We start from the raw sequence: 25679 nt of genomic DNA on the forward strand, positions 1-25679 counted from the left end.
AAATGAAAAATCATTTTTTTAATATAGAGCTAAGGCATCCGTAAAAGATATTTTTCGCATTCCTTGCCCTCCATCTTGGGATTTCTTCGGACTTGCGTACATTTGTACGCTGACGCCTCGAAATCCGCAAGAGCATCGGGCATTTCTTCCGTTTTTTGCGTATCAAAGCCCACACCTATCAAACAGCTTGGTGCAATCCCGTACCAATTCCAACATAACGTATCAAGTAGCTGAATTTAAATTAGGACTTATTTTTTACACAATCTATCAAACAACTTCACAATAAAAGATTTAGGATTCAAACATGTCGAAATGTAAATGTGAGTACAAATGGGAAAAAAATCTATCTACTACGGAGACGTTAACTGTAAAGTATGTGATGTTTTATAGATGTGGACTTTGGGTCGTAAAACAAAAAAATAACCCCCTGATTAAAAAAATATATTTGATACGCCGTTTTGGAATGGAGACGGAATTTCGTTAAGTTGTTTGATAGGTGTGGGCTTTGGGACATAAAAAACGGAATAAACGCGCGATGCTGTTGTGTTTTGCGAATGGGGAGCTGTACTTTGTACTGCCCCCTGAGCAAAACCAACATGGAGCGCGAGGAATGGGCAAAAAATCTATCTACTATGGAAGCGTTAGCTCTTTATCTTTTAGATTTTTTTGTTTTTTTGCCCATTCCGCTTTATTCCGTTTTTTTCAATTTTTTGCCGAATAAATATGACAAAATACTGTATAGCTTGGGCAAATACATCATCGGCGGAATCAATATGTACAACAAAAATATAATCGTGAAACTGTAAACACCCATGTAAATAATTAAAAATATGCATGCTATTATAGCGACAAAAGAGCGAATTCTTGCACTGGTATTCCAGTTTATATGCTTAAATGATGGATAAGGTATGTTGCTTATCATCAAAAATGAAATGAGCAGCATTACAGGCACAATCCAAAGCGTGTAGTTCCAAAGATCCAAATGCAGCATCGTAAGCGCGATTGAAGACATTGCACCTGCCGCGGCGGGAACGGGAAGTCCGCTGAAATCCCCTTTTTCGTATTTTTCATGACCCGCGATGTACGGATTTGTGATTACGTTGAAGCGCGCAAGGCGAATGCACCCGCAAAGAAGATATATGAACGCGACAAACCACCCGATAGGCGATATAAAACTTTGCATGCGCTCTGAAAACTGTTCGTGCATCGGATTTAAAGTCAATAGGAATGTCAAGAGGCTCGGCGCAACTCCGAATGCAATGGAGTCGGCAATGGAATCGAATTCCTTGCCAAAAAGAGAAGTTTTGCCGCTTGCGCGCGCCACTCTGCCGTCGAGGGCATCGCAGAAAACGGAAAGCAAAATCGCGAGTATCGCAACGACGTAGTAGCTTGCGCTCGGGTTTGTTTTAGGATCCGTCTTTACGAAGAAATTTGCAATCGTATGTATTGCCGATTCCGTTTGGGCGTCAAATCTGCCGCGCATGCAAAGGATTATTGACAAGAAGCCGAAAAACAAATTTCCCGCCGTGAAGAAGTTTGGCAGGATGTAGATTTTGCTTGCCTGGTGGACGTTTGACCAAAGTGCCGGTTTTTCTTGTGTCATAAATTTATTATTTTTTCAATGATTCCAAGTATTTCCAGAAATTATCTTCCTGCTCAATCATTGTTTCTTCCGTAAACGGGAGCTTGAAGCGGAACACAAAATCGGCAAGCGTGTGCTTGTGCAGGACGTAGTTTGCGGAAATTGTTTGGTTTTGTTCGCTGATTTCAAAATATATGCGGTAGTCTCCGACGCGCAGTCTGTAAAAATTTCTGCCAAAACGGTGGAAAGACCCCAATTCTCCCTTGCCTGACGCCAAGTCTTCGGGAGTGATGGAGCTGAGCTTTTCGATAATCTCGAATTGCGCGGGCTTGGAGAGCTTGTTGATTTCGCCCATCGCCTGATTGCTGAAATTTACCTGATACATATTAAAAAATCCCCCAAATTAAAATATTGTTAGTTTCAAATTGCAAGTTATATTATCCGCCTTTAAATGCTGATTACGAGAAAAAATTTGAAACTTTTTTTTTGTGTCGTTGTTTGTATGGGCGTAAACCGATTTAAACCACAACCCATAAATTAGTACAACCATGAAAAAAATAATATCAATCATTTGCGCTCTTTCTTTTGCCGCAATGCCGATGTTTGCGGAAGACGGCGCGCCAAAGCAGGAACAGCCCGCAAATGCGGATTCTCAAAAACTTCCCGAGTCGTTCAAAAACAGAATGTTAAAGCAGTTTGACAAGGACGGAGACGGGTACTTGAACGAAGCGGAGCTTGCGGAGGCTAAATCTTCCCTCAAAGAACGCCGCAAGCGTTTCGAGGAAATGCAAAAAAAGTATGCCGAGAGGGTCTTGAAGGAGTTTGACAAGGACGGAGACGGCAAGCTTTCCGCGGAAGAACTGGTGCCGTTAATCGAAAAACAGCGCAGAATGTTTGCCGATATGTCGTCAAGGCGCGGACGCCCCGACGGAGTTCCGCAGGTTCGCGGCGAAAGACCCCGCGCAAAGGGTGCAATGATGCCGCCGCCGAATGCCGATGGCGAAACTCCTCCGCCTCCCAATGCAGATGAAGCCGCTCCGCGCCAGGGAAAGCAGCTCCGCCCCGACAAAAGGCAGATGCGTCCGGAAAGACCCAGATTCCGCCATCCTATGCCCGAAGACTTGGACGAGCTTGCGCTTCCGAAAGCAGAGGCAAAGTCGGAATAGTTGAATTTACGGAAAGCAAAAGCGCGAAAACCGAACGGAATTCGCGTTTTTTTGTGGACATTGAAAGCGCGGAGTCTATCTTTTATACACAATTATGGCTTTGCGTAAAATTGAAAAAGTAGAAGGCAGGGGCGTATTTGTCCCCGGCAACGACATTGACACCGACAGAATTATTCCCGCGCGTTTCATGGTATGCGTGACTTTTGAAGGCTTGGGGCAGTATGCTTTTTATGACGAGCGCAAAAATGCGGACGGCAGCGATAAAAAGCATCCGCTTACCGATGCTCGCTTCAAGGGAGCTTCAATTCTTCTAAGCGGCGCAAATTTCGGTTGCGGCTCGTCGCGCGAGCACGCTCCGCAGTCTCTTTGGCATTACGGCTTCCGTGCAATCATAGCCGAAAGTTTTGCCGAAATTTTCTTTGGCAACTCCACGACAATCGGCATTCCTTGCGTTATGGCAAGCTCTTCAGACATCGCGAAAATCGCGGCGTTGATTGAGGAAGACCCGAAGGCGGAAATCGTTATCGACTTGGAAAAACTCGAAATTTCCTGCAAGGATTTTTCTTGCAAATGCTCTATGCCCGAAAATTCCCGCAAGGCTCTTTGCAACGGGGTTTGGGATCCGATTGCGGAGCTTTTGGAAGCGGAAGCGCAGACATCGAAGCTTGCGTCAACTCTCCCTTACATGAAGTAGCATGGATTTTCTCTTACAGGGGGCGGGCGTTTTCATTTATCCGCTTGGGCTATGCTCGGTAATTGCGCTTTATGTGATTTTGGAGCGTTTGATTTCCTTGCGGATTTCAAATGTGGTTCCGAATGAGCTTGCCTCTTCCCTGCTTTCGGGAGATTTGAAAAAATGCGATATTAACGGCAATTCTTCGCTTGGGCGCATTGTCAGGTTTTTTTATGACAACAATCCCGACAGCGACGAATTAAAGTCTTTTGCTCGCCTTGAAATGATCCGCCTTGAAAGGGGAATGTTTCTGCTCGACGCCTCTATTTCGGCGGCTCCGCTTTTGGGGTTGCTCGGCACTGTGGCGGGTTTGGTTTCTGTATTTTCTTCGGAGTCCGCGCCCACGCAAGAGGCAATATCGCGCGGCGTGGGTCTTGCTTTGTCAACCACTGTCCTTGGGCTTTTGATTGCAATTCCCGCGATTGTCGGAAGCTTGTTTTTGTACCGAAAAATCGACACTCTTTGCGCGCGCTTGGATGTTTGCGCCGAACGCCTTGTCAAGATGTGCGGGAAAAAATAATTTATGGATTCTCTTGAAAGAAGCCGCCGCCGAAGAAGAAAATTCGAAGTAAACATCGTGCCGATGGTCGATGTCATGACGGTTTTGATTTTCTTTTTTCTGCTTACCATGCAGTTTAAGGAAAACGGGTCGGTTCAAATAAATCCGCCGTCAATGTCAACCACTGAAAGAGCCGACGAAAACGCCAAGCCGACTGTTCTTGCGGTAAGCAAAGATGGAGAATTTTATTTAAACGAAAAAAAAATGCCGATAGAGGAAATATCGGAGACGCTGAAAAAAACTGCCGAATCTGATAAAGGCGCAGCGGTTTTGCTTTTGGGCGACGAGCTTGCGAAATACGGCGACATCGCAAAGGCGGTTGACTGCGTGCGCGCGGCGAACATAAAGAAATTGCGCATTCGCGCTTTGCAAAAAAAACAATAAATTTGCTTTATAAAAAGCAAAAAAAGCTTGCGAAATTATCGGCAATGGTTTCAATGGTGTCTGTTTTATTTTAATGCGCCGTTTTAATTGTGTTTGGCGCATTGCCGAATTTCTCGCAAATTTTATTTTTTGTTAAGCTTTGATTTGTTCGGAGTTTTTGGCGTTAAAAAAATTACAAGATATTCTATGCAAGATTTTGAAAACAATTCCAGCGGCGGCAGTGGCGACGGCATGAACAGGCGCGATTTCCGCTCTAACCGCATTCGCCAGAACAACCGCAGGCGCGGTTTTAATCCAAACAACCGCATGCGCCAAAATAGGAACAGACCTCAAAACCTTTCCGAAAACGGCGAGCCGCGCCAGCCCGAGCAGGAGCTTGAAATCATAAAAGTCGAGGGGATTTTCGATTTCACGGTGAACAACAACGGCGTGTTGCTCGACCCGAAGCACGGGGGCAAAACCCGCCCCACCGACACTTATGTTTCAAGAGAGCTTGTTCGCAGATTTGCCTTGAAAAGGGGGCAGTATATTGTCGGCAATGCGCACAGGGCGCAGAACCACCGCAATCCCAAACTGCGCTTTATCGAAACCATTGACGGTGTAAACTGTCTTGAACGCAAAAATGTGCAGCCTTTTCAGAATTTAACCACAATCGCGCCTGATGAAAAACTGAATTTGGAAACTTCCGACGGCAGAATGACAAACCGTGTGATGGATATTTTTTGCCCGATAGGCAAGGGCACGCGCGGCTTGATTGTCGCTCCTCCGCGCACGGGCAAGACAACGCTTTTGAAAGACATCGCTTTCGGTGTTTTGGAAAATCATCCCGAATGCCATTTGATTATTTTGCTTGTCGATGAGCGTCCGGAAGAGGTTACTGATTTCAGAATGGATTTACCGAAAGCCGAAATTTTCGCTTCATCAAACGATGAAACGATAAATACGCATATTTCAATCGCCGATTTGGCTTTGGAAAGGGCGAAGCATCTTGTGGAAGTCGGCAGGGATGTCGTCTTGCTCATGGATTCGCTAACCCGCCTTTCGCGCGCGCACAACTCGGCAAAGTCGGGCGGCGGCAGGACAATGTCGGGAGGTCTTGATATCCGCGCGCTCGAACGCCCGCGCCAGATTTTTTCAGCCGCAAGAAATACGGAAGAGGCAGGGAGTCTTACAATAGTCGCGTCCGCCCTGATAGAAACAGGGTCGAGAATGGACGAGCTTATTTTCCAAGAGTTCAAAGGCACGGGCAACATGGAAATGGTTTTGGACAGAAAAATTGCAGAGCTTAGAATTTGGCCCGCGATAAATCTTGCGGCATCGGGAACGAGGCGCGAGGAGCTGCTTTTATCCGACAAGGAAATGGAAGCTTCCGCATTTTTAAGAAGAGCCATGGCAAATTCAAAGAACGAAGACGCCGTAGAAACTTTAATCGAAAGAATGAGGCAGACAAAAACAAACGCCGAGTTTTTGAATTTGATTTTATAAATTTTTGCCTTGAAAAATTCAATAAACATAGAATATAATATTTTCTATGTTGAAAAAAATTATGCTTTTTTTGTGTGTGCTGCTTGCGGGTTTGGGCAGTGCGTTTAGTAATGGCAATCTTCAAAATGGCGATGTCGAGACTAACGAAAAAGTTTTAAAGGCGATAGATGACGTAAAAAACAAGCGTGATCGTTGCGCCTTTCGCGCCTTGGAGCTTTCGCTATACTATCAAGGTTTTGATCCTGACAAAAATTTATATTACCTTGATGAAATGTACGATGATGTGCTTACAACAGTTCCGTTTAATAGCGAACTTGTTGGCACTCGAAAGATACGCGATGCAAAAAAGGCTTTTGAGTACGCAAAAATTGCGTATGAATTATCAAGAAGAGCTCCTATATCTGGTCTTGATGAATGTGAGGGCGGGGTATATATGGGTTCTATGTTTGTCGCAAACCTTGCTTCTCTTTATATATCCGGTATTGGTGTTGAACAAGATTTAACAAAGAAAAAAGTCTTGATGAGATATAACAAGTTGCTTTCTTGGAGAAACTATTACATTGGCAAGTTTGCTCCTCTTGATAAAAAATATGCAATAAGCCTTTTGGAAAATGGCATAATTTATATTTTTGAATATCTTCCTTATGAAAAACCAAAAAAAGAATATTCTTCATATGTCTTATATTTAATTTATAACGGCGAGTTCGACCCCGCAGACAAAGACTTGGAAAAGGCAAAATATTGGAAAAATATACACGATAAAATAATATCTGAGCTGAGAGAGCAGGAAATAAAAAGATGGAATGAAAGAATAGAAAAATTAAGAAAAGAGGCAAGTGTAGAAACAGAAGAAGGGCGTAAAGCTTTTCGTAGTCTCGGACATGCTTATCTTCGAAAGCGTAAATATATAGGAGTTATTTACAACAGGCGTAGATATGTAGAAAACTCGAATTATAATCCGGAGCTTGCGAGAAAATTTTTGGAAAAAAGTGGTGCAGACGAAGAATCAATCATCACTATTTTTGTTAAAATGCTATCAAATCCTCTAACGGGAGATTTAAGCGAGATGAAGAAGTACTTAAAGGAAGTACTGTCTTCACCTGCGCTTTCTGATGATTTCAAAGAAAAGCTAACCAAGGAAGCAAGTTTGCTTGAAGACAGATATATAAAATATTATGGAGACGATTTTAATCTCGAAGAATGATTATTCTTTGTGTCGAACTATTCTCTAATTAAAGTCTTTCCGGATTTTTTAGATTTATTAGATATATCTGCATGGTCAAATTCTCTACTGGTTTTTAAAGATCCTTTTTCTCCGTCAATATGAAAGCTAATCTTATCTGAGCTTTCAGGCTTGTTTTTAGGAACTCTGCCGTTTACACCACCGCCGATACCGTTGAGGTGTTGGTAGGCATGTGCCGCGCCATAAGAACCAAGACCATATTCTTTTTGAGACTCAAAATAGGGATCATTTTTGTTATTGATATAATCTTTTTTATTCTCTTTTGAACCTATCCAATGAACAATATCGGGGCTTCCAAAATTATCACTAACTTTGCCTTTTATTACGGCGATATTAACTTCAATATCCATATCTCCGCCCATATAGTTTTGTACTGAGTTTTTGGGGTCTTGGTTTATAATGCCGATGCGATCAAGGCTTATATTTCCATTTTTATCCGAAGTTTTATCATAAGCCCATTCGGCAGTTTCTGTTTTTATTTCGCCTGTTTGAGGATCGGTATAGGTATATTTTGCCTGGAACCAAATTGTGTAATCTGCATTTGGCTCATTTGTGGGGAAATCCGCTTCAGCGGTTGCCCAGATGTATTGACGTTCTATAAAATCTCGGTTTTCGTTAAAATCATCTTTGCTATATTGTTCATCACTTGTTTCCTTGCGCCTATCCGTTGAAAAAGAATCTTCATTCATTTTAATGGCGTATTCTTTTTTGGGAGCTTCGTCGAATATGGTTTTTATTACTTCGCGATTTTTTTTCATTTCTTCAACTCCTATCTTGTTTGAAGAAAGTGCATTTTCTTCGCTGTTTGAATTTTCGGCAGATGAATTTTCAGAAGAGGAATCTTTTACGCTATTAGCAGAATTTTCTTTGCTTGCGGGTTTTGGTGTTTGGTTGTTGTTTGCGGGGGCGTTGTTTCCGCCTTCTTTCGGCGCAAATTGACCGCCATTTGGCTGACCTTTCGGCTGGTGGTTGGGGTTGTAGGGCAAGTCGCCAAAAATACCGATTTGGGAATTTTTGTTTTCTGCGGGATTTTCCTCATTGCATTCTTGTGAAGAAAACAAGTTTTCGGGCTTTGCGATTTCGCACGCCAAAATTGTGAAATTTCGCAAGCATTCTGCGCTATTAGTGGAATTTTCTTCGCAATCGCCCGTTAATCCTGCCAGATGGGCGACTTCGTGCATAATCACGCTCGGGCGGTCGTTTAGATTTTTATCGTCTCCAATGGCTTCGTTGAAAAAGGCATCGAATATCCTTATGGTTTTGCCGTTCCCTGCATCTGCGCTTGCCAAAACTTCAGGTTTTGTTTCTTTTTCCTTGCTGACGAATTTCGGCATTCTTATTAGCTTCAACGTGCTTTCGATTTTTTTGGTTATGGCATGGTAGGCGTCTGAAATTTTTTTTTGCTTTAATGCGTCGGGCTTGCCGAAAATTTCTTCAAAGTGCGGACTGCAAGCATTGTCTTTTAGCAAGGCAATAGATTTTTCCGCAAGGTGGTATGCGCCTTTTATGGAAGATTCAATCTCAACTATTTCTTTTGCGTTTAGAGAACCTTCGTAGTTGTAATTTATGTTTTTATTTCCGATTTTGATGTTTCTTTTTGTCATGGCGGCAAAACGATAACATCAATTTTAAAGGAGCGCAAAATTAGATTTGATTTGTTTTGTACTGTTGAAGTTTTCGCTAATTTTGAAGCGGAAAAATAAAAAACTCCCGAAGAAAAACTATTCTTAGGGAGTTTTAGGTAAAATCTCCGCAAATGCCGTCAAGCGATTGGGGTTCCTACTGCCTTTTTGTCAGCAGGTGGGTGCTACCGAAACACTTTCGCCTTCCGCGCTCGGCGGCATGGCGGCCGTATTTTGCGGGTCAAGCTCCCGATATATTTGTCATTAAGGCGGCGAACCCAAGTTGCAGGTCACGCACAACGCAGAGATTTTATGCCTTCAATAATGCATATCGGCATTTTTTTGTCAAAGAAAATGGCAGGCAATGTTTTCTTTTTATAAAAATTCGTGCGGCGAATTATTTTATTGAAAAAACTTTTTTTGTTTTTATGTTTTAAAACCAAGTTTAATTTTGTTGACGATATGAAAAGGAAACTATTTTTAATGGCGATATTGCTTGCTTTGTCAGGCGGCGTTTTGGCGCAAAATCCGCGGACGTTTTGCAATCCGTTAAACATCGACTACCAGCCATTCGGCAAACGCGCGAAAACGGCGGCTGATCCCGTAATTGTCCCATTTGAAAACAAGTATTATTTATTCTGTTCAATTTATGCGGGCGGCGTGTCGGGGTATAGAATTTCAGATAATCTTATTGATTGGAAGCTTGTAAAATTCCCCGATCATATTTTGAAAAAAGTTTTGAACGGAAAAGGCGAAGCTTACGCGCCCGCCGTGTTCGCAAAAGACGGCTATATTTACTGGATGCGCCTCGACTCAAAAGTTGTGATACGCTCTAAAAATCCGTCCGACGCAAACTCGTGGGAAGTTTTTTCGGAAAACGGACATCTTTCTTTTGACCCATGCTTTTTCTTGGACGATGACGGCAAGGTTTACAATTATTTCGGAGCGTTGGAGTCAAACGTGGCGGAGTTGAAGCCTGACGATTTTTCGGTTGTCGGCGGAACAAACCGGCAGATAACTCCCAAGACAAAGGGAGTCGAAACCCTAATAAATTCGCCCTACGGGTTGCATCAAGGCAAAAGCGAGTACGAAGGCAGGTTTTGCGACTGGAACAAGCCCGAAACTCTCGATACCGCGCGCTTGATTAGAACGGAAAATCCGCAAAAGCCGCAGTTTTCGACAGTCTCTGTCGATTCAATGCAAGAGGGCGCATGGATGACCAAATATGGCGGCAAATATTATTTGCAAAACTCAAACCCGGGCACTGCCTGCCCGTGGTACAGCGATTCCGTTTATGTCTCGGATTTCCCGAACAAGGATTTTAAGCTTGCGGATTACGCCACTGCCTCGATGAAAGTAGGCGGATTTATCAACAGCACGGGGCATAGCTGCGTCTTTAAGGATTTTAACGGAAACTGGTGGCGCATTACGACTATGTGGGTCGGAGTTTTGGCGGGATTTGAGCGCAGATTGGGCTTGTTCCCCGTTGGATTTGACGATGAGGGCAGAATGTTCACGCAGACTCGCTTTGGCGATTATCCGATGGTTATGCCGAATAAAAAAGTTCCTTTCGGAAAGTCTCTTTTGGCAGGTTGGGAAAATCTGTCTTTGTGCGCAAAGCCGTCTTCAAGTACAAGCGACTTTGAAAAAGAGAAGCTTGCATGCGACGAGAATGTGCGCACATGGTGGTCGGCAAAAAGCGCGCAAGCAGGGGCTTATTTCGAGCTGAATTGGGAAAAGCCTGTCAAGGTTTACGCTTTGCAGGTAAATTTCGCGGAAGAAAACATAGACCAAAGCGCGGTTGACGAGGATTATCATTCGTACAGGCTTTTTTATAAAAGTTCACCCGATGGCGAATGGAAAATCCTTGCGGATAAATCCCAAAACAAGACGAATGCCGCGCATGATTACATAGAGCTTAAAACCCCCGTAAAACTTTCTGCGGTAAAAATCGAAAACGTGCATTCCGCAAAGCGGGGCAACTTTGCGATACGAGATTTGCGTGTGTTCGGCAAGACCAATATAAACGCGCGTCCGCAGGCAGTTAAAAATGCCCGCGCTTTAAGGGATAAAAAAGACTCGCGCAACATAAAATTTGTTTGGGAAAGTAAAAATTCGGACGTGAAAGGCTATATAATCAATTACGGAGTTGCCCCTAATGCCTTGCATTTAAACGTCCAGTATCAAAAGCCCGATGCCGACAGCCTGACTTTGTCTTGCTTTAATTCCATGGCAAAAGATTATTGGTTCAGGATTGATTCCTACAACGAAAACGGAATAACAAAGGGCGAAGTCTTAAAGGCGGAATGACATTTAAATCTTTGCATGCAAAAAAAATCCGATTCTAAAAAAAGCAATCGGATTTTTTTGTTTATTTATTTGCGTCAGTCTTTTGGAAGCTCTTTCACAAAACCCGACTGTTCCGCTTTTCTGTTTCCGTAAGTGTATTTTACCGAGAACGGGTAGCCCTTTTCGGGAACGTAATTCGGATATATAGTAAGGTTTTCAACTGTTATTTTTTTGTTGTTCAGGTAATCTATTTCTCCTGTTAAAATCATTTTGTTGCCTGAAACTTTGTAGGTGTATGTGCCGTCATAGGACATATTGCCTATTTGCATGCTCATCGTTTTTTCGCCAAATGAAACAACAGGGTCATATCCATATTCATTGAAGGTTTCAAGCTCTGAAAATTTCATTGATTTGTTGGCGAGGGATTTTGGCGTTTTCTCAAAAGAGTTTTTGTCGTATCTGATTATTTTGCTGTCGATTAACGTTGTTATTTCCTTTGGCTCGTAGGAATAATCATAGTATGCGCTCATTGTTCCCCTTGCAGATATTGCCGATGTATTGTCGGAATTTGTGGTGCTTGACGGGGAAGAAAGCGTGAGCACAATTTCTATCGGAGTGTTTTTATAGTACAAATCGCCCCAAAGATTAGGGTTTGTGACTTGATAGAATTTCCCGCTGATTGAGATCTCGGCAGTAGTGGTTGAGGTGCGCTTGTAAGTGTAGGAAACATTGGTTATATATTCAGCAAGAAGACCGTCGCGCCAATATGTGCCTCCTTTTGAAAGCATTGCTTCTGTTGTTGAAACAGGCGTCAAGGTGAAGTCGTATCTTCTTATCGGATAGTTCGGATCTATGTAAAACGAACCGTAAGCAGGATCAATCTGCGTGGCGTCGAATATTACTCTGATAGATGTTCCCACCGGGTTTTCAGGTATTGCCGCGATGTTGCATTTAAGCTCGACTGCTTTTGTGTAAACCTGGGTCTGGGTTGCCGTGCTGTAAACTTTGCAGCGGTAGGTGTTGTAGAAATTTTCCACATCATTCCAGTCTCCGTTTACATCGGGAGTGAGTGTGTAGCTTCTGGAAGTCGCGCCTGAAATATTTTTCCACGCGCCTTCGTCATTTTCGTTTTCAAATACAAGCTTTTGCCATTGGTATTTTATTTGGTAGCCCGTTGCAACTGCGGACAAGGTTAGTTTTGAGCCTTGCAATACTTCAAATTGCGCGTCGGATTTTAAAGAAGATTCTTCAGATGTTCCCTCCGCTTTTCCGTCAAGCTCGAATTCGGGTTGGGATATCGTAAGCATCTGAATTTCGCTTGGAGATACGATTGCGATTGAAGATTTCATCGCAAATGATTTGACGTTTGTTTTTTCTGCATCCAATGCGTCGTAAATTTCTGCTTTGAAAAATACTTTTTCCGCAGTTTTGAGTTTTTCTATGTCGTTTGGCGAGACTATGCAGGTGTTGAGAGTTCCCGATGAAAATACTTTCCACTCCTTGCCGTCGGTCGAATAGAACCATTCGTAGAAAATATTTTCTCCCGTTGCGGTTGCCGTGAGCGTTATGGAGTCGTCGCGAATGCAGGCTTTTTTGTCGGCAGTTATGGACTTCAAGGCGAGGGGTTCTATTACCCTCACAGTTGAAATTCGCGACGAGACGCTTCCGGATTCGTTTGAAACTTCAACGAAATAGGTTTTGCCGTTGTCTTTTGCCTTGTCGAATTTTTGCGTCAGTTTGTTCGTGTTCGCCTTGGCAATCGGTTCGGAGTTGCAGAACCATTGATATTTCAAATCCGTTCCGTATGCGACGACTTCAAGGGTCGCGCTTTTCCCGCTTTCAACCGTGAAGGTTTCGGGAAGGTTTTCCGAAATTTCGGGGGCGAGATATTCGTTTGAAACGTCGCCGTCCAGTTCATCCGCGCAGAACTTCACTCCTTCAAAATCCGAATATTTTACGTTTGTCCAGAACTTGTTTGCCGCAGCGTAGAGATTAAATTCCGAAACGCTGAAATCTTCGTTTTTCAAAGAGGGTTTTAATTTCATGGCAAATGTGTTGCCCGACTTTTTCCCTCTGTAAGAGCCTTGTTCGAGAACTTTTCCTTCCTCGTTTACTATTGAGTAAAGTTTTGCATTTTCAAATATTATGCCGTATGAAACGCCGTTTGCCTTGAAAACCATATTCGTTTCCTGCAACGAATCAGGCAATACTGCGGCGCGTTCCGATACTTCAAATTCAAGGTTTGCGGATTTTATTTGAGATGTTGTTTTCCCTTCTGTGTATGTTCCGCCAACCGCGCGGGAAACGCCGTCGTATTTAAGCGCGAGATTGTATGATATTTTTACGGTCTGCTTTTTGCCGTTTTCGCCATAGGCGCATTGGTTTGCGATTATGGAAAGCGAGGCTTCTTTCGCATTTTTGAATTTGTATGCAACTTTTGTTCCTTCAAGCCACGAACCGCTTTCTTGGAGCGGGTTGTTTATCAGAATGGCATTTTTTGCGTCGGGGCATACGAGCGTGAATTTTTCGCCGTCGATGTCGAATTTCAGCGCGTTGTCCGCAATGCTTGCGGGAATGGGGGGCATAACAAAATCAATGTCGATTTGCGGAGTGAACTTTTCCGAAATCTGGGAGCCGAGTTCGCAATATACTTTGCATCTGTAAGAGGCGGAGCCTTCTTTGTTTTCTGTGAAAGAATAGGTCGGCTTTACCGCTTTTTCAATGTCTTGCCAGATTCCGTTTTCGGCGTCAGCCAAAATTTGCCACTGGTATTTGGGCTTTGCGCCTGTTGCGTTTTGAACGCTGAGCTCGGTTACAAAGCCCGCTCCGAGGTCTTCTATTTTTATGTTTGAGGCGTCGGCTGAATAGCTTTGGTCAAATTCCGCCTGCTTTTGGACTGCGCGTACACCGCCAATTCCGGCGGGTTCAGACAGGCTTATTTTTGCCTCTTTCGAAGATACAAAACTGTTTGCAATTATTTTGCCGTCAACTTTAACCCCGACTTGCGCGCGGTAGCGTTCGCCCATATTTTCGCTTTGCAGGTTTTCAAGGACGATATTTTGCGAATTTTCGCCCTCGATGTCCCTCCATGCGCCGTCTTTGAACACTTGCCATTGGTAGTATAGATTTTCGCCCGAAGCGCCAACCGACAACACGGTGTTTTCCCCTCTGAAAGAACCTTTGTAATTAATGTTTTCGGTAATTTTCGGCTTGGGGAAAACCGATATATTATGTTCGCCCGAATATGCGCTTGCACCCGTTGCATCGCTTACGAGGCACTTGTATGTGCTTTGCGGGACTTTTGCCGACGCCTTTATCGAAATTGTGTCTTTTTTGGAGCTTGCAGGAACAAAGCCCTTTCCGTCGTTTTTATCCACAAACCACTGGTAGGAGAGCTTGCCCGTATATTTTGTTGCGGATACGCTAAGGGCAAGCTTTTCGCCGTCTATTAAAGATACGCTTGTGTTTTCAGATGAGACTTCCACAAAGTCCCCCTTGTATTCGACTGCGCCGATGGTGGGGTTTGTGCCGCTTCTCGCATTTAAGAAAATATCGGCTGAAACGTTTATTTGGGCATCAGGTGCAAAAGTTGTTGCCGGGCTGTTTTGGGCGACGCCGAAAGATGTCATGACCCCTTCCGTGCGCAGTCCCGTAAACATCGGGTTTGCTTCTTTTACGTTTTCCATTGAGACTCTCGCGGGAATTGTGGAGAGGGTCGGAACTATTGAATTTTTCAAGACCGCAACTGACGTTGTGTCGTCTCTTTCAATGTAAATTTCAGCATATTTTTCAGAGTCGGCAAATATGTTTGAGCTTGCGTAAAGCGAGCCTTCAAGGGAAATCGCACTGCCTTCTTTCGCTGAATTTTCGCGGAATGTATTAAAAAGCACTTTTGCGGAAGAATTTGCGCTTTCAGGGCTTACGAGGTCGTCTGAATATGCTATCGCCCCACCTTCGTCCGCCTTGTTTTTATAGAAAGTCGAGTTTGTGATGGAAACAGGCTTTGTTTCTATGCCTGCTTTTTGAGCCAGCGCAATGCCCGCGCCCTCGTCTGCTAGGTTCGACTCAAAATAGTTCGCGTTTAGCTCGGGCGATACGTTCGGGCTTCCGATTATTGCTATTGCTCCGCCTTCGTCCGCCGAATTTTTTATGAAGCTGTTTTGTTCTGCCAAGGCATCTGCGTCTTCGCATTCAATGTAGAGAGCGCCACCGAAAGCGTCGTCGCCCTTGGCAGAATTTGAAAGAAACAGATTTTGGATTATTTCGGAGGAATTTTTTGCAATTATGGCAAGCGCGCCGCCTTTTGCTTCGGTATCGTCTTTAAGTATTGACGAAGCTTCGTTCTTTTCAAAGTCGCAATTTGAAATCAAGCCTCCGTATGAGAAAACTGCGCCGCCTTGCGCGAGCCTGTTGTGAATTTCAATGGGATTAGATTCAAAATCTCTTTCCAGTGCAATGATATATCTGCCTCCGCTGCTTGGGGGACGCGCTGAAATCGCTTTGTTTGACGTAAATTTTGTGTTTTCTATTGAAACTAAAAGTTGCGTCGAATTTTCCGCGTAAACCGCGCCTCCTTTTGCGGGGAGTGTGGATGTTGCTTTTGCGGAATTTGAAACAAATTCGGAATTTTTGATGCCCAATGCGGAGCTTTCAGTTGCAATAGCCGCGATTGCGCCGCCGAAAACCCCGTCTCCTTCCGAATAGCTTTCGCCCGATTCGGCGGAGTTGTCCTTAAATATGCAATTTTTTATGAAAAGCGGTGCATTGTTGGCGAGAATGGCTCCGCCCCAAGCTTTTAAGTCGGGAGTGTCTTCGGTTGCCATCGGCACGCGGATATATTCCTTTTCAATGGAGTTTTCTTCAAAAGGTCTTATGGGTATGGGATCAGGAATCGGTCTTATTGATACAAAGAAGCTTCTCGTCGCCTTTCCCTTTGCAAACGTAAGGCATGACACGTTTAGCTGCGCTCCGTTTACGTATAAGAGGCGAAAATTATTGTTGCCTTGTATTACGGAGGGCTTGGCGTTTGACGGGGAAGATGATGTTTCGTCTCCGTTAAACCCGCCGGTTATTTTCAATTTTTTGGATATGTTTAATTGTTCAGAAAGAGTGTATGTGCCTGATTTTAGAAAAATTTCATCGTCAGGCTTTGATATTTCCACTGCTTTTGCGAGAGTCTTCAATGAGGATTGCAGGAAGAGCCGTCATTTGAATCTTTGCCCGAAGGGCTTACATATATGCTGCTTGCGCAAAGAGCGTTGGCAAACATAAATATGCTTATATAGGGTATAATTTCTTTCATAATAAATATTTTACATTCCAAGACTTTTGCCTGTCAATAGTTAATTCATTATTTAACGGAATTCCGCCATCGGAGAAAAAGAAAAATTTTATATTAAAACGGGGTGAAAAAATACTTGCCAAAAGGGGCATGGAAACGCTTTTTTCCAAAAAAATGAAAAAAATGGGAAAAAAAGCTTGCGCATTCATGAAAATCCTATTTATTAACGTGTTTTTTTAAAGATTTAAGAAATGAAAGCGACAATTAAAGTTCAGGGTGCGCAGCTTACAGTGGCTGAAGGCGATATTGTTTTCGTCAACCGTTTTAAAGGTTCAAACGCAGGCGACGTTGTGGAAATCAAAGACGTGCTTATGGCCGGCGAAGGCGCAGACGTAAAATTTGGTTCACCGGTAATCGAAGGCGCGGTTGTTAAGGCGAAAATTCTTGAAAACAAGCGTGGAGATAAGGTTGTAATCATCAAGAAAAAGCGTCGTCAGGGTTATGAACGCAGGCAGGGTCATCGTCAAGAGCTCTCTGTTTTGAAAATCGAATCCATCAAGGCGTAATCGAAAGGAATAATCGGATATGGCACATAAAAAAGGTCAGGGTGCAGCGAAGAACGGCAGAGATTCCCGTTCACAGCGTCGCGGCGTAAAGAAGTTCGGCGGTGAATACGTTGTTGCGGGCAACATCATTTTGCGCCAGTGCGGCACAAAAATCCACGCGGGCGAAAATGTCGGCATGGGTCGCGACTACACTTTGTACGCTCTTGTTGACGGCAACGTAAAGTGGGACGGCGCGCATCGCAAAGTTTCGGTTGTTGTTGCGTAAATCGCGCACAAATTTTACATTAAGCCGAAGGCGGAATGCTTTTGGCTTTTTTTATTTTTACTTGAAGCTTTTATTTTCGCAAATAAATTAAAAAAATATGGAAAATCAATTTGCAAGACCCGATGGCAGAAGGTGCGATGAAATGCGCCAAGTGTCGTTTTTGACTAATTTTGCGCCGCACGCCACAGGCTCGGTTCTCGTCAGCTTTGGCAACACAAAGGTGATTTGCGCCGCGTGCCTTGAAAAGAAAGTGCCCTCTTGGATGAACAATTTGGAAACTCCGCAAGGCTGGATAAGTGCGGAATATTCGATGCTGCCTTACTCCACGCTAACGCGCAAGCCGAGACCTTCAATGGGCAAGCAGGACGGCAGAAGTGTTGAAATCCAGCGTCTCATTGGCAGGTCGCTAAGGGCGGTTGCCGACCTTTCCAAAATTGCGGGCTACACCCTTTGGCTCGACTGCGATGTGTTGCAGGCGGACGGCGGAACGCGCACTGCGTCCATTTCGGGGGCGTATGTTGCCGCAAAGCTTGCCGTAAGAAAGCTGATTGAGGCGGGAGAGTTGGCTGAAGATCCGTTTACGGATTCTGTTGCCGCCGTTTCTGTCGGGATATACGAAGGCAATGTCGTTTTGGATTTGCCCTATGTTGAGGACAGCGCGGCAAGTGTTGATTCCAACATCGTAATGACGGGTTCGGGCAAGTTCGTTGAATTGCAGTCAACGGGCGAGGAGGCGACTTTTAATGCAGACGAGCTTTCAAAATTCATTGACTTTGCGAAAATCGGCATTGAAAACATCACAAAATTGCAAATGGAGGCGTTGGCTTAACATTATGGAGAAAAACACTGATAAAATAGAAAATGCGGTTGCTGCATTCCGCAATCCCTATTCCTGCGCGCAGACAATTTATGCCGCGTTTGCCGACAAGATTGACGAAGAAAAGCTCGCTTATTACAAAGCGATGAGCGGTGGAAGGAGCGAGGGCGGATTTTGCGGGGCGTTGTTTGCGGCGAGGAATTTTGTTCCCGAAGAAAAGCGCGGAGAGCTTGACAAGTTTTTTGAGGAAAACACAGGGGCGTTGACTTGCAAGGAAATCAAAACAAAATTTAAAACTCCTTGCGCGGACTGCGTGAAGTTCGCGGGCATGGGGATATTAAAATTTTCAAAATAAAATTCGGGGCGTCTAAAAAAAGACGCCTTTTTTATGAAAATTTTTTTGCGCGGATTAATTTTTAATTTGACTTATGCTGATACCCAACCAAGCTTCAATCAAATAATCAGTATATAATTTTTTGCGAAACACAAAAATCAAACGGGAAAGGATGGTTGGAAGTTCAATGCAGTTTTTTGCACGGGCAGCGTTTGCCGATACGTCGGCAATTCATGTGCGCTACTGGACTTCCCAATGCGAACAGATGCCGCGCGGCCTTTTCGGCGCAAGTCGCGGCTGATTGAAAAAATTTTGGCGCGCATGGATTTCCCCGCGTCCGAACCGCTTTTTTGTTTGCGGTTCTTCAAGTTTTCAAATTAGGCGTTTTGTCTCTTCTTTTTTTAGCAGGGGGCGAAAACTGTCTTTTTTTAAACCTGTAAAAATTTTTACTATTCGCAAAAATGGAAAACAAATTAAAACTTTACGGTTTTAACAATTTGACAAAATCTTTGAGCTTCAACCTCTATGACGTCTGCTACGCAAAGACTTCAAGAGAGCAGAAAAACTACATAGAATACGTTGACAGCCAGTACAATTCAGACCGCATAACGGGGATAATGTCGGAGCTTACCGCGCAGATTGGCGCAAAAGTCATAAGCATTTCAAAGCAGGATTACGACCCGCAGGGTGCGTCTGTCACGTTTTTGATTTCCGACGACTCGATTGCCGCGCAAACCCGCAGAAGAGGGGAGGACATTGTGGCGCATCTCGACAAAAGCCACGTCACGGTGCACACCTATCCCGAATACCATCCCGAAACTTGCATTGCAACTTTCCGCGTTGATATAGATGTTGCGACTTGCGGGGAAATCACGCCCCTTTCCACTCTCGACTATCTCATAGCAAGTTTTAGTTCCGACATAATAACGATGGACTACCGCGTGCGCGGATTTACTCGAAACGTTGCGGGGAAAAAGATATTCATCGACCACCGCATAACTTCAATTCAAGACTACATAGACAAGCGGACTTTAAGCAAGTACGACGCCATGGATATCAACGTCTATCAGGCAAACACTTTCCACACCAAAATGCTCATAAAGGATATCGACTTGCAAAACTATCTCTTCCAGATAGACCCTAACGACCTGCCAAAAAAGCAGCGCGCAAAAATAAGCTCGAGCCTCAGGCGCGAGATGTTGGAAATTTTCAGCGGCAAAAATATTTACTAAAATGGCGGTCAAAACAGATTTTTCGCGCGCGCCGCTCTTTGAGGCGATGTTGAAATTCAGGGATATGCGCGTGGTCCCGTTTGACGTTCCCGGGCATAAGCGCGGAAGGGGCAATCCCAAGCTTGCGGAGTTTTTGGGCGACAAGTGCCTTTCTATCGACGTAAATTCGATGAAGCCCCTCGACAACCTCTGCCATCCGACGTCCGTAATCGCGGAGGCGCAGGATTTGGCGGCAAAGGCTTTCGGCGCGGAGCATGCGTTTTTCATGGTTAACGGCACGACGGGTGCGGTGCAGAGCATGGTTTTGTACGCGTTAAAGCGCGGCGAGAAAATCATACTTCCGCGCAACGTCCACAGAAGTGCGATAAACGCCCTCGTGCTTTGCGGCGCGATTCCCGTCTATGTAAATCCCGCGGTCGATTCAAGGCTTGGCATCGCGCTTGGAATGCCGCTTGAAGGGCTTAAAAAGGCGATTAGAGAAAATCCCGACGCAAAGGCGGTTCTCGTGAACAATCCGACTTATTACGGCATTTGCTCCGACTTGAAAAAAATCGTCAAAACCGCCCATTCAAAGAATATGCTCGTCTTGGTTGACGAGGCGCACGGGGCGCATTTTTCATTCGGAAAGAATATGCCCGTCTCGGCAATGAAAGCGGGGGCAGATTTGGCGAGCGCAAGCATGCACAAGTCGGGAGGAAGCTTAACGCAAAGCTCGATTTTGCTTGCTTCTAAAAAGATAAACGAGGGCTATTTGCGCCAGATAATAAATTTGACGCAGACTACGAGTGCGTCATATCTCCTGCTTTCAAGTTTGGATTTGTCGCGCAGGGAGCTTTCTTTGCACGGCGGGGAGATTTTTGAAAAGGTTTGCGAGCTTGCCGAATACGCGAGAAAAGAGATAAACGACATAGGGGATTTTTACGCCTTTTCGCGCGAAATAATAGACGGCGTGAATGTCTGCGATTTTGACATCACAAAGCTTTCAATCCACACTCTCGATGCGGGCATTGCGGGCATAGAAGTCTATGACATTTTGCGCGACGAATACGATATTCAGATTGAATTTGGCGACATGGGCAACGTTCTTGCCTATGTTTCGGTCGGCGACAGAAAGCGCGACATTGAACGCCTTGTAAGCGCGCTTGCCGAAATCAGGCGCGTGCGCAGAAAGCCGAAGAAGGGTATGTTTGAAAGGGAATTCATTACGCCTAAGGTCGCGCTTTCACCGCAGGAGGCTTTTTATTCTCAAAAAGAGCAGGTGCCTCTCGCAAAATCCGCGGGCAGGGTGGCTTGCGAATTTGTGATGTGCTATCCGCCGGGCATTCCCGTGCTTGCGGCGGGCGAGGTCATAACGCCCGAAATTATCGAATACATAAAATACGCAAAGTCCAAGGGGTGTTCCTTGACGGGAACGCAGGATTTGAGCGTGTCTAAACTAACTGTTTTAAAGGATTGAATTATGTCGCTTTGGTTTACTGAAAAACAGACGGAAAATGTTGGCTTTTCCATAAAGGTCAGCCGCCAGCTATTTTCAAAAAAGAGCGATTTCCAAAAAATCGAAATCTTCGATTCGGAAGAGTTCGGCAGGTTTTTGGCTCTTGACGGAATTATGATGCTTACCGAAAAGGACGAGCATATTTATCACGAAATGATTGTGCATCCCGCAATGGCGGTGCATCCGCGCGCAAAGGACATTTTGGTAATCGGCGCGGGCGACGGCGGCGTTTTGAGGGAGCTTGCGCGCTACAAGTCAATCAAGCATATCGACGTGGTTGAAATCGACGAGAATGTGGTGGAAGCCGCCAAAGAGTTTCTGCCCCAGACCGCATGCGGATTTAAAGATCCTCGCATAGACCTGCATTTTGAGGACGGGGTGCGCTTTGTGCGCCGAAAAAGCGATTGCTACGATTTGATAATCGTCGATTCCACCGACCCTTTCGGACCCGGCGAGGGGCTTTTCACAAAGGAGTTTTACGGCGGGTGCAACAAGGCTTTGCGCAAGGACGGCATACTTGTAAACCAGCATGAAAGCCCGTTTTATAAAGACGACGCGGCGGCGATGGCGCACACGCACAAGCATATTTTCAAGCGTTTTCCGATTGCGAAAGTTTATCAGGCGCACATTCCGACTTACCCGTCGGGGCATTGGCTCTTTGGATTTGCGTCGAAGAAATACCATCCGCTAAAAAATTTAAATTCCGACAAGTGGAACGCGCTGAAAATCAAAACGCGCTACTACAATACAAACCTTCACTTGGGCGCGTTCGCCCTTCCGACTTATGTAGAGGAGATGCTAAAAGATGTTGAATAAAAATATTGAAAACTTCATCGGTTGCGATTCCGATTTTGAAAACGCCGACATTGCCCTTTTCGGCGCGCCTTTCGACGGCACGGTTTCGTACCGCCCCGGCACTCGCTTTGCCCCGAAGGCAATCCGCGCGGAGTCTTTCGGGCTTGAAACTTACAGCCCTTATCAAGACAGGGATTTGACCGATTTGCGCGTCTTTGACATGGGTGATTTGGAGCTTTGCTTTGGCAACACTCCGAGAGTTTTGGACGAAATCGAAAAAACCGCTTCCGAAATTTTGTCGGCGGGCAAAGTTCCGTTTATGATTGGCGGAGAGCATTTGGTAACCCTCGGAGCGGTCAGGGCGGCGGCGAAAAAACATTCCGACCTCAGGATAATCCACTTTGACGCTCACACTGATTTAAGGGGCGACTATTTGGGCGAAGAGCTTTCACACGCCTCGGTAATAAGGCGATGCCACGATATTTTGGGCGACGGCAGGATTTTCCAATACGGCATACGCTCAGGCGACAGACCCGAATTTGAATGGGCGAAAACCCATGTGTTCATGCAAAAATTCGATTTGCAAAATATTGAAACTGCCATCGAGGGCGCGAATAATCACCCCGTTTACCTTACGGTGGATTTGGACGTGTTGGATCCTTCGATATTCCCGGGAACAGGCACTCCCGAAGCGGGCGGGGCAAGTTTTGAGGAACTTAGAAAAGCTCTCTTTTTTGCAATGAAAAACACAAACATCGTTGCCTGCGATATATGCGAACTTTCCCCCCACTACGACCCAAGCGGAGTTTCAACCGCGGTCGCGTGCAAGGTTGTAAGGGAAATGTTGCTTTCAATTTAATCAAGAAAACAAAAGGAAAAGAAATGGGAAAAGCATTGATAATAGGATGCGGCGCGGTGGCGTCGGTCGCAATTCACAAGTGTTGCCAAAATAGCGCGGTGTTTGACGAAATATGCATTGCAAGCCGCACCAAAAGCAAGTGCGACGCGCTTAAAGCCAAGCTTGAAAAGACGACAAAAACAAAAATCAAAACGGCGCAGGTTGATGCCGACAATGTCGAAGATTTGATTTCTCTCATAAACGACTTCAAGCCCGATTTGGTGATGAATTTGGCTTTGCCTTATCAGGATTTGACGATTATGGACGCGTGCCTTGCCACGAAAACAAACTATATGGACACCGCGAACTACGAGCCGCTCGACACCGCCAAGTTCGAGTACAAATGGCAGTGGGCGTACCGCAAGCGTTTTGAGGAAGCTGGGATAACCGCGCTTTTGGGCAGCGGCTTCGACCCGGGAGTGACGGGCGTCTTTTCCGCGTACGCGATGAAGCACTATTTCGACGAAATCGAATATATAGACATCTTGGACTGCAATGCGGGCGACCACGGCTATCCGTTTGCAACGAACTTCAATCCGGAAATAAACATCCGCGAAGTTTCGGCAAAAGGCAGCTATTGGGAAGACGGTAAATGGGTTGAAACCGAGCCGATGGAAATCAAGAGGGTTTACGATTTCCCCGAAGTTGGCAAAAAAGACATGTATTTGCTTCACCACGAAGAAATAGAGTCTCTTGCCCTGAACATCAAGGGGATAAAGAGAATCAGATTTTTCATGACTTTCGGGCAGAGCTACCTCACGCATTTGAAGTGCCTTGAAAACGTTGGCATGACGTCCATTGTTCCGATTGACTTCGAGGGCAAAAAAATCGTTCCGCTTCAATTTTTAAAAGCCGTACTTCCCGACCCCGCAAGTCTGGGCCCGAGGACGAAGGGCAAGACGAACATAGGCTGCATATTCAAAGGCAAAAAGGGCGGAGTTGAAAAGACATACTATGTTTACAACGTCTGCACGCATGAGGAATGTTTCGCCGAAGTCGGCTCGCAGGCGGTTGCCTACACAACGGGCGTGCCCGCAATGATTGGCGCGATGATGCTTTTAACCAAAACTTGGAATAAAGCGGGTGTCTTCAACATTGAAGAATTTGACCCGGATCCGTTTATGGACGCTCTCAATAAATGGGGCTTGCCGTGGCAGGAAAACTTCAATCCGGAATTGGTTGACTAATATGAAATTTTCCGAACTGCCGACGCCCTGCTTTGTGATAGACAAGGCAAAATTAACTGCGAATTTGCGGATTTTAAAAAGCGTCCGCGAGCGCGCGGGGTGCAAGATTTTGCTTGCCCAAAAGGCGTTTTCCGCGTTTGCGGTTTATCCTCTTGTTTCGGAATATTTGGACGGGGTAACTGCGAGCGGATTGTTTGAGGCAAGGCTTGGCAGCGAGGAGTTTCGCGGCGAAAACCACGTTTTTTGCGCCGCCTACAAAGACGATGAATTTGACGAAATCGCCTCTCTTTGCGGGCATGTCGTTTTTAATTCGCTCGGACAGCTTCGTCGATTTAAAGGCAGGGCGTTGAGAGCGGGCGCAAAAGTAGGAATCAGGGTAAATCCCGAATTTTCCACCCAGAGCGGGCATGCGATTTACGACCCTTGCGCGGAATATTCGCGCTTGGGTGTTTTGTGCGCGGATTTGAGCGAAGCGGATTTCGATGGCGTTAGCGGCATTCATTTCCACACTCTCTGCGAACAAAATTCCGACGATTTGGAGGCTACTTTAAATGCAGTGGTTGAAAAATTCGGAAAATACTTCAAAAAAATCAGCTGGATAAATTTCGGAGGAGGGCACCACATAACGCGCCCGGGCTACGACATTGACCGTCTTGTAAACTGCGTTAAAAAAGTCAAAGAGGAGTTTAATCTGGAAGTCTATTTAGAGCCAGGCGAAGCAGTGGCATTGAATGCGGGTTTTTTGAAATCTAAGGTTTTGGACATCGTAAAAAATGGAATTGAAATCGCCATTTTGGACGCTTCGGCGGCATGCCATATGCCTGACGTCATTGAAATGCCTTACCGCCCTCCTGTCTTAAATTCGGGCAAATTGGGTGAAAAGCCGTTTTCTTACAGGCTTGCGGGCGCGACTTGCCTTGCGGGAGATGTCATTGGCGACTATTCGTTTGATGAAAAATTGAAAATTTCAGATGAAATTGTTTTCGCGGACATGGCGATTTATTCCATGGTAAAGACAAACACATTTAACGGAATGCCGCTTCCTTCAATCGCCGTTATGGAGGAAGACGGGGATTGTACCATAATCCGCAATTTCTCGTACGCCGATTTCAAGTCGAGGCTTTCATGACTTAAAAATTTGCTTGCAAATTGCTGTCGATATATAAAAATTTTACATAAATAATAAAAAGTTATGCCTAAGAAAATTCTAATCATATCTTCAAGCCCGAGAAGAGGCGGAAATTCCGATTTGCTTGCCGATGAATTTATGAGAGGCGCGCAGGATAGCGGGCATAATGTTGAAAAAATTTTCCTAAAAGACAAAAAAGTGAATTACTGCTCCGGGTGCGGAGTTTGCTATGACACAAAAAAATGCGTCCAAAAAGACGATGTTTCGGAAATTCTTGAAAAAATTGCAACTTCCGACGTCATAGTTTTGGCAACACCTGTTTACTTTTACACAATGAGCGCGCAGCTTAAAACCTTGATTGACCGCTGCTGCCCGCGCTACGAGGAGTTTTCAAACAAAGAATTTTATTTTATTCTCACCGCCGCCGACGAGGACAAGGCAATGCTCGAGCGCACCGCCGAAAGCTTGCGCGGATTTACCGCATGCTTGGATAATCCCGTCGAAAAAGGCGTTCTGTATGCAACGGGAGTTTGGAAACCGGCGGAAGTGAAAGACACTAAGTTTATGCGGCAAGCTTATGAGCTTGGCAAAAATTCCTGATTATTTTTTTTGTATTT

At 45.0% G+C, this 25679-nt stretch carries 23 protein-coding genes and 1 other RNA gene; 18 read left to right on the forward strand and 6 right to left on the reverse strand.

Features of this window, described 5'->3' with window-relative positions; all coding sequences use genetic code 11:
- Window positions 1-688: 688 nt before the first annotated feature.
- Both pssA and MOX91_RS00295 read right to left on the reverse strand, forming a co-directional pair.
- Window positions 689-1603: a CDP-diacylglycerol--serine O-phosphatidyltransferase gene (pssA, locus tag MOX91_RS00290; protein WP_370396073.1), complete on the reverse strand. Its 915-nt coding sequence runs from the start codon at window positions 1601-1603 to the stop codon at window positions 689-691.
- 7 nt (window positions 1604-1610) lie between these two features.
- On the reverse strand, window positions 1611-1967 hold the full coding sequence (locus MOX91_RS00295; RefSeq protein WP_370396074.1) for a type II toxin-antitoxin system RelE family toxin: 357 nt from the start codon (window positions 1965-1967) through the stop codon (window positions 1611-1613).
- A 163-nt stretch (window positions 1968-2130) separates the two neighbouring features.
- On the opposite strand from MOX91_RS00295, the gene MOX91_RS00300 reads away from it, so the two are divergent.
- The 6 genes from MOX91_RS00300 (at window position 2131) to MOX91_RS00325 (ending at window position 7113) form a co-directional block, all read left to right on the forward strand.
- Window positions 2131-2748, forward strand: coding sequence for an EF-hand domain-containing protein (locus MOX91_RS00300; protein ID WP_370396075.1), 618 nt, complete (start codon window positions 2131-2133; stop codon window positions 2746-2748).
- 94 nt (window positions 2749-2842) lie between these two features.
- Window positions 2843-3442: a 3-isopropylmalate dehydratase small subunit gene (leuD, locus tag MOX91_RS00305; RefSeq protein WP_370396076.1), complete on the forward strand. Its 600-nt coding sequence runs from the start codon at window positions 2843-2845 to the stop codon at window positions 3440-3442.
- 1 nt (window position 3443) lies between these two features.
- The gene (locus MOX91_RS00310; protein ID WP_370396077.1) at window positions 3444-4001 is read left to right on the forward strand and encodes a MotA/TolQ/ExbB proton channel family protein; all 558 of its coding nucleotides are present in this window, start codon (window positions 3444-3446) and stop codon (window positions 3999-4001) included.
- 3 nt (window positions 4002-4004) lie between these two features.
- A complete protein-coding gene (locus tag MOX91_RS00315) occupies window positions 4005-4424 on the forward strand; it encodes an ExbD/TolR family protein (RefSeq protein WP_370396078.1) in 420 nt (139 codons plus the stop codon).
- 186 nt (window positions 4425-4610) lie between these two features.
- Window positions 4611-5909, forward strand: coding sequence for a transcription termination factor Rho (gene rho, locus MOX91_RS00320; protein WP_370396079.1), 1299 nt, complete (start codon window positions 4611-4613; stop codon window positions 5907-5909).
- Window positions 5910-5955: 46 nt separating this feature from the next.
- Window positions 5956-7113 carry a hypothetical protein gene (locus tag MOX91_RS00325; protein ID WP_370396080.1) on the forward strand — a complete coding sequence of 386 codons (1158 nt, stop codon included), beginning with the start codon at window positions 5956-5958 and terminating at the stop codon, window positions 7111-7113.
- Window positions 7114-7130: 17 nt separating this feature from the next.
- On the opposite strand, the gene MOX91_RS00330 is transcribed toward MOX91_RS00325, so the two are convergent.
- Entirely contained in the window at window positions 7131-8756 is a 1626-nt protein-coding gene (locus MOX91_RS00330) for a hypothetical protein (RefSeq protein WP_370396081.1), read from the reverse strand.
- 139 nt (window positions 8757-8895) lie between these two features.
- Window positions 8896-9085, reverse strand: a non-coding RNA gene (gene ssrS, locus MOX91_RS00335) — 6S RNA.
- A 151-nt stretch (window positions 9086-9236) separates the two neighbouring features.
- On the opposite strand from ssrS, the gene MOX91_RS00340 reads away from it, so the two are divergent.
- Window positions 9237-11084 carry a family 43 glycosylhydrolase gene (locus MOX91_RS00340; RefSeq protein WP_370396082.1) on the forward strand — a complete coding sequence of 616 codons (1848 nt, stop codon included), beginning with the start codon at window positions 9237-9239 and terminating at the stop codon, window positions 11082-11084.
- A gap of 74 nt (window positions 11085-11158) precedes the next feature.
- On the opposite strand, the gene MOX91_RS00345 is transcribed toward MOX91_RS00340, so the two are convergent.
- Window positions 11159-16246: a hypothetical protein gene (locus MOX91_RS00345; RefSeq protein ID WP_370396083.1), complete on the reverse strand. Its 5088-nt coding sequence runs from the start codon at window positions 16244-16246 to the stop codon at window positions 11159-11161.
- A complete protein-coding gene (locus MOX91_RS00350; RefSeq protein ID WP_370396084.1) occupies window positions 16243-16365 on the reverse strand; it encodes a hypothetical protein in 123 nt (40 codons plus the stop codon). Before MOX91_RS00350 ends, MOX91_RS00345 begins: the two co-directional genes overlap by 4 nt.
- A gap of 230 nt (window positions 16366-16595) precedes the next feature.
- On the opposite strand from MOX91_RS00350, the gene rplU reads away from it, so the two are divergent.
- The 11 genes from rplU to MOX91_RS00405 all read left to right on the forward strand — a co-directional run bounded on the left by rplU (window position 16596) and on the right by MOX91_RS00405 (window position 25662).
- Window positions 16596-16910 (forward strand): 50S ribosomal protein L21, encoded by a 315-nt coding sequence (rplU, locus tag MOX91_RS00355; protein ID WP_370396085.1) that lies wholly within the window; start codon window positions 16596-16598, stop codon window positions 16908-16910.
- 19 nt (window positions 16911-16929) lie between these two features.
- A complete protein-coding gene (rpmA, locus tag MOX91_RS00360; protein WP_370396086.1) occupies window positions 16930-17175 on the forward strand; it encodes a 50S ribosomal protein L27 in 246 nt (81 codons plus the stop codon).
- A gap of 97 nt (window positions 17176-17272) precedes the next feature.
- Window positions 17273-18004, forward strand: coding sequence for a ribonuclease PH (rph, locus tag MOX91_RS00365; protein WP_370396087.1), 732 nt, complete (start codon window positions 17273-17275; stop codon window positions 18002-18004).
- A gap of 4 nt (window positions 18005-18008) precedes the next feature.
- Window positions 18009-18347 (forward strand): hypothetical protein, encoded by a 339-nt coding sequence (locus MOX91_RS00370; RefSeq protein ID WP_370396088.1) that lies wholly within the window; start codon window positions 18009-18011, stop codon window positions 18345-18347.
- 440 nt (window positions 18348-18787) lie between these two features.
- Window positions 18788-19558: an adenosylmethionine decarboxylase gene (speD, locus tag MOX91_RS00375; RefSeq protein ID WP_370396089.1), complete on the forward strand. Its 771-nt coding sequence runs from the start codon at window positions 18788-18790 to the stop codon at window positions 19556-19558.
- Between the two features lies 1 nt (window position 19559).
- Window positions 19560-21014: an aminotransferase class I/II-fold pyridoxal phosphate-dependent enzyme gene (locus MOX91_RS00380; protein ID WP_370396090.1), complete on the forward strand. Its 1455-nt coding sequence runs from the start codon at window positions 19560-19562 to the stop codon at window positions 21012-21014.
- Window positions 21015-21017: 3 nt separating this feature from the next.
- Window positions 21018-21869, forward strand: coding sequence for a polyamine aminopropyltransferase (gene speE / locus MOX91_RS00385; protein ID WP_370396091.1), 852 nt, complete (start codon window positions 21018-21020; stop codon window positions 21867-21869).
- Entirely contained in the window at window positions 21859-22707 is an 849-nt protein-coding gene (gene speB / locus MOX91_RS00390; protein ID WP_370396092.1) for an agmatinase, read from the forward strand. The genes speE and speB overlap by 11 nt, the downstream gene beginning before the upstream one ends.
- Window positions 22708-22730: 23 nt before the next feature.
- Complete coding sequence (locus MOX91_RS00395) at window positions 22731-23933, forward strand: saccharopine dehydrogenase family protein (protein ID WP_370396093.1); 1203 nt, start codon at window positions 22731-22733, stop codon at window positions 23931-23933.
- Window position 23934: 1 nt separating this feature from the next.
- Window positions 23935-25062, forward strand: coding sequence for a carboxynorspermidine decarboxylase (gene nspC / locus MOX91_RS00400; RefSeq protein WP_370396094.1), 1128 nt, complete (start codon window positions 23935-23937; stop codon window positions 25060-25062).
- Window positions 25063-25125: 63 nt separating this feature from the next.
- On the forward strand, window positions 25126-25662 hold the full coding sequence (locus MOX91_RS00405; RefSeq protein WP_370396095.1) for a flavodoxin family protein: 537 nt from the start codon (window positions 25126-25128) through the stop codon (window positions 25660-25662).
- Window positions 25663-25679 lie beyond the last annotated feature (17 nt).

The sequence above is a fragment of the Intestinicryptomonas porci genome (genome assembly GCF_033971905.1).
GTDB lineage: Bacteria > Verrucomicrobiota > Verrucomicrobiia > Opitutales > Intestinicryptomonadaceae > Intestinicryptomonas > Intestinicryptomonas porci.

Bases quoted from the DNA above. Each gene is read 5' to 3' on its own strand.
- rplU (WP_370396085.1), top strand. From the start codon at position 16,596: ATGAAAGCGACAATTAAAGTTCAGGGTGCGCAGCTTACAGTGGCTGAA.
- MOX91_RS00315 (WP_370396078.1), top strand. From the start codon at position 4,005: ATGGATTCTCTTGAAAGAAGCCGCCGCCGAAGAAGAAAATTCGAAGTA.
- leuD (WP_370396076.1), top strand. From the start codon at position 2,843: ATGGCTTTGCGTAAAATTGAAAAAGTAGAAGGCAGGGGCGTATTTGTC.
- MOX91_RS00340 (WP_370396082.1), top strand. From the start codon at position 9,237: ATGAAAAGGAAACTATTTTTAATGGCGATATTGCTTGCTTTGTCAGGC.
- MOX91_RS00370 (WP_370396088.1), top strand. From the start codon at position 18,009: ATGGAGAAAAACACTGATAAAATAGAAAATGCGGTTGCTGCATTCCGC.
- MOX91_RS00325 (WP_370396080.1), top strand. From the start codon at position 5,956: ATGTTGAAAAAAATTATGCTTTTTTTGTGTGTGCTGCTTGCGGGTTTG.
- nspC (WP_370396094.1), top strand. From the start codon at position 23,935: ATGAAATTTTCCGAACTGCCGACGCCCTGCTTTGTGATAGACAAGGCA.
- rho (WP_370396079.1), top strand. From the start codon at position 4,611: ATGCAAGATTTTGAAAACAATTCCAGCGGCGGCAGTGGCGACGGCATG.
- MOX91_RS00405 (WP_370396095.1), top strand. From the start codon at position 25,126: ATGCCTAAGAAAATTCTAATCATATCTTCAAGCCCGAGAAGAGGCGGA.
- MOX91_RS00350 (WP_370396084.1), bottom strand. From the start codon at position 16,365: ATGAAAGAAATTATACCCTATATAAGCATATTTATGTTTGCCAACGCT.
- MOX91_RS00330 (WP_370396081.1), bottom strand. From the start codon at position 8,756: ATGACAAAAAGAAACATCAAAATCGGAAATAAAAACATAAATTACAAC.
- rph (WP_370396087.1), top strand. From the start codon at position 17,273: ATGGAAAATCAATTTGCAAGACCCGATGGCAGAAGGTGCGATGAAATG.
- speD (WP_370396089.1), top strand. From the start codon at position 18,788: ATGGAAAACAAATTAAAACTTTACGGTTTTAACAATTTGACAAAATCT.
- speE (WP_370396091.1), top strand. From the start codon at position 21,018: ATGTCGCTTTGGTTTACTGAAAAACAGACGGAAAATGTTGGCTTTTCC.
- rpmA (WP_370396086.1), top strand. From the start codon at position 16,930: ATGGCACATAAAAAAGGTCAGGGTGCAGCGAAGAACGGCAGAGATTCC.
- speB (WP_370396092.1), top strand. From the start codon at position 21,859: ATGTTGAATAAAAATATTGAAAACTTCATCGGTTGCGATTCCGATTTT.
- MOX91_RS00300 (WP_370396075.1), top strand. From the start codon at position 2,131: ATGAAAAAAATAATATCAATCATTTGCGCTCTTTCTTTTGCCGCAATG.
- pssA (WP_370396073.1), bottom strand. From the start codon at position 1,603: ATGACACAAGAAAAACCGGCACTTTGGTCAAACGTCCACCAGGCAAGC.
- MOX91_RS00395 (WP_370396093.1), top strand. From the start codon at position 22,731: ATGGGAAAAGCATTGATAATAGGATGCGGCGCGGTGGCGTCGGTCGCA.
- MOX91_RS00380 (WP_370396090.1), top strand. From the start codon at position 19,560: ATGGCGGTCAAAACAGATTTTTCGCGCGCGCCGCTCTTTGAGGCGATG.
- MOX91_RS00310 (WP_370396077.1), top strand. From the start codon at position 3,444: ATGGATTTTCTCTTACAGGGGGCGGGCGTTTTCATTTATCCGCTTGGG.
- MOX91_RS00295 (WP_370396074.1), bottom strand. From the start codon at position 1,967: ATGTATCAGGTAAATTTCAGCAATCAGGCGATGGGCGAAATCAACAAG.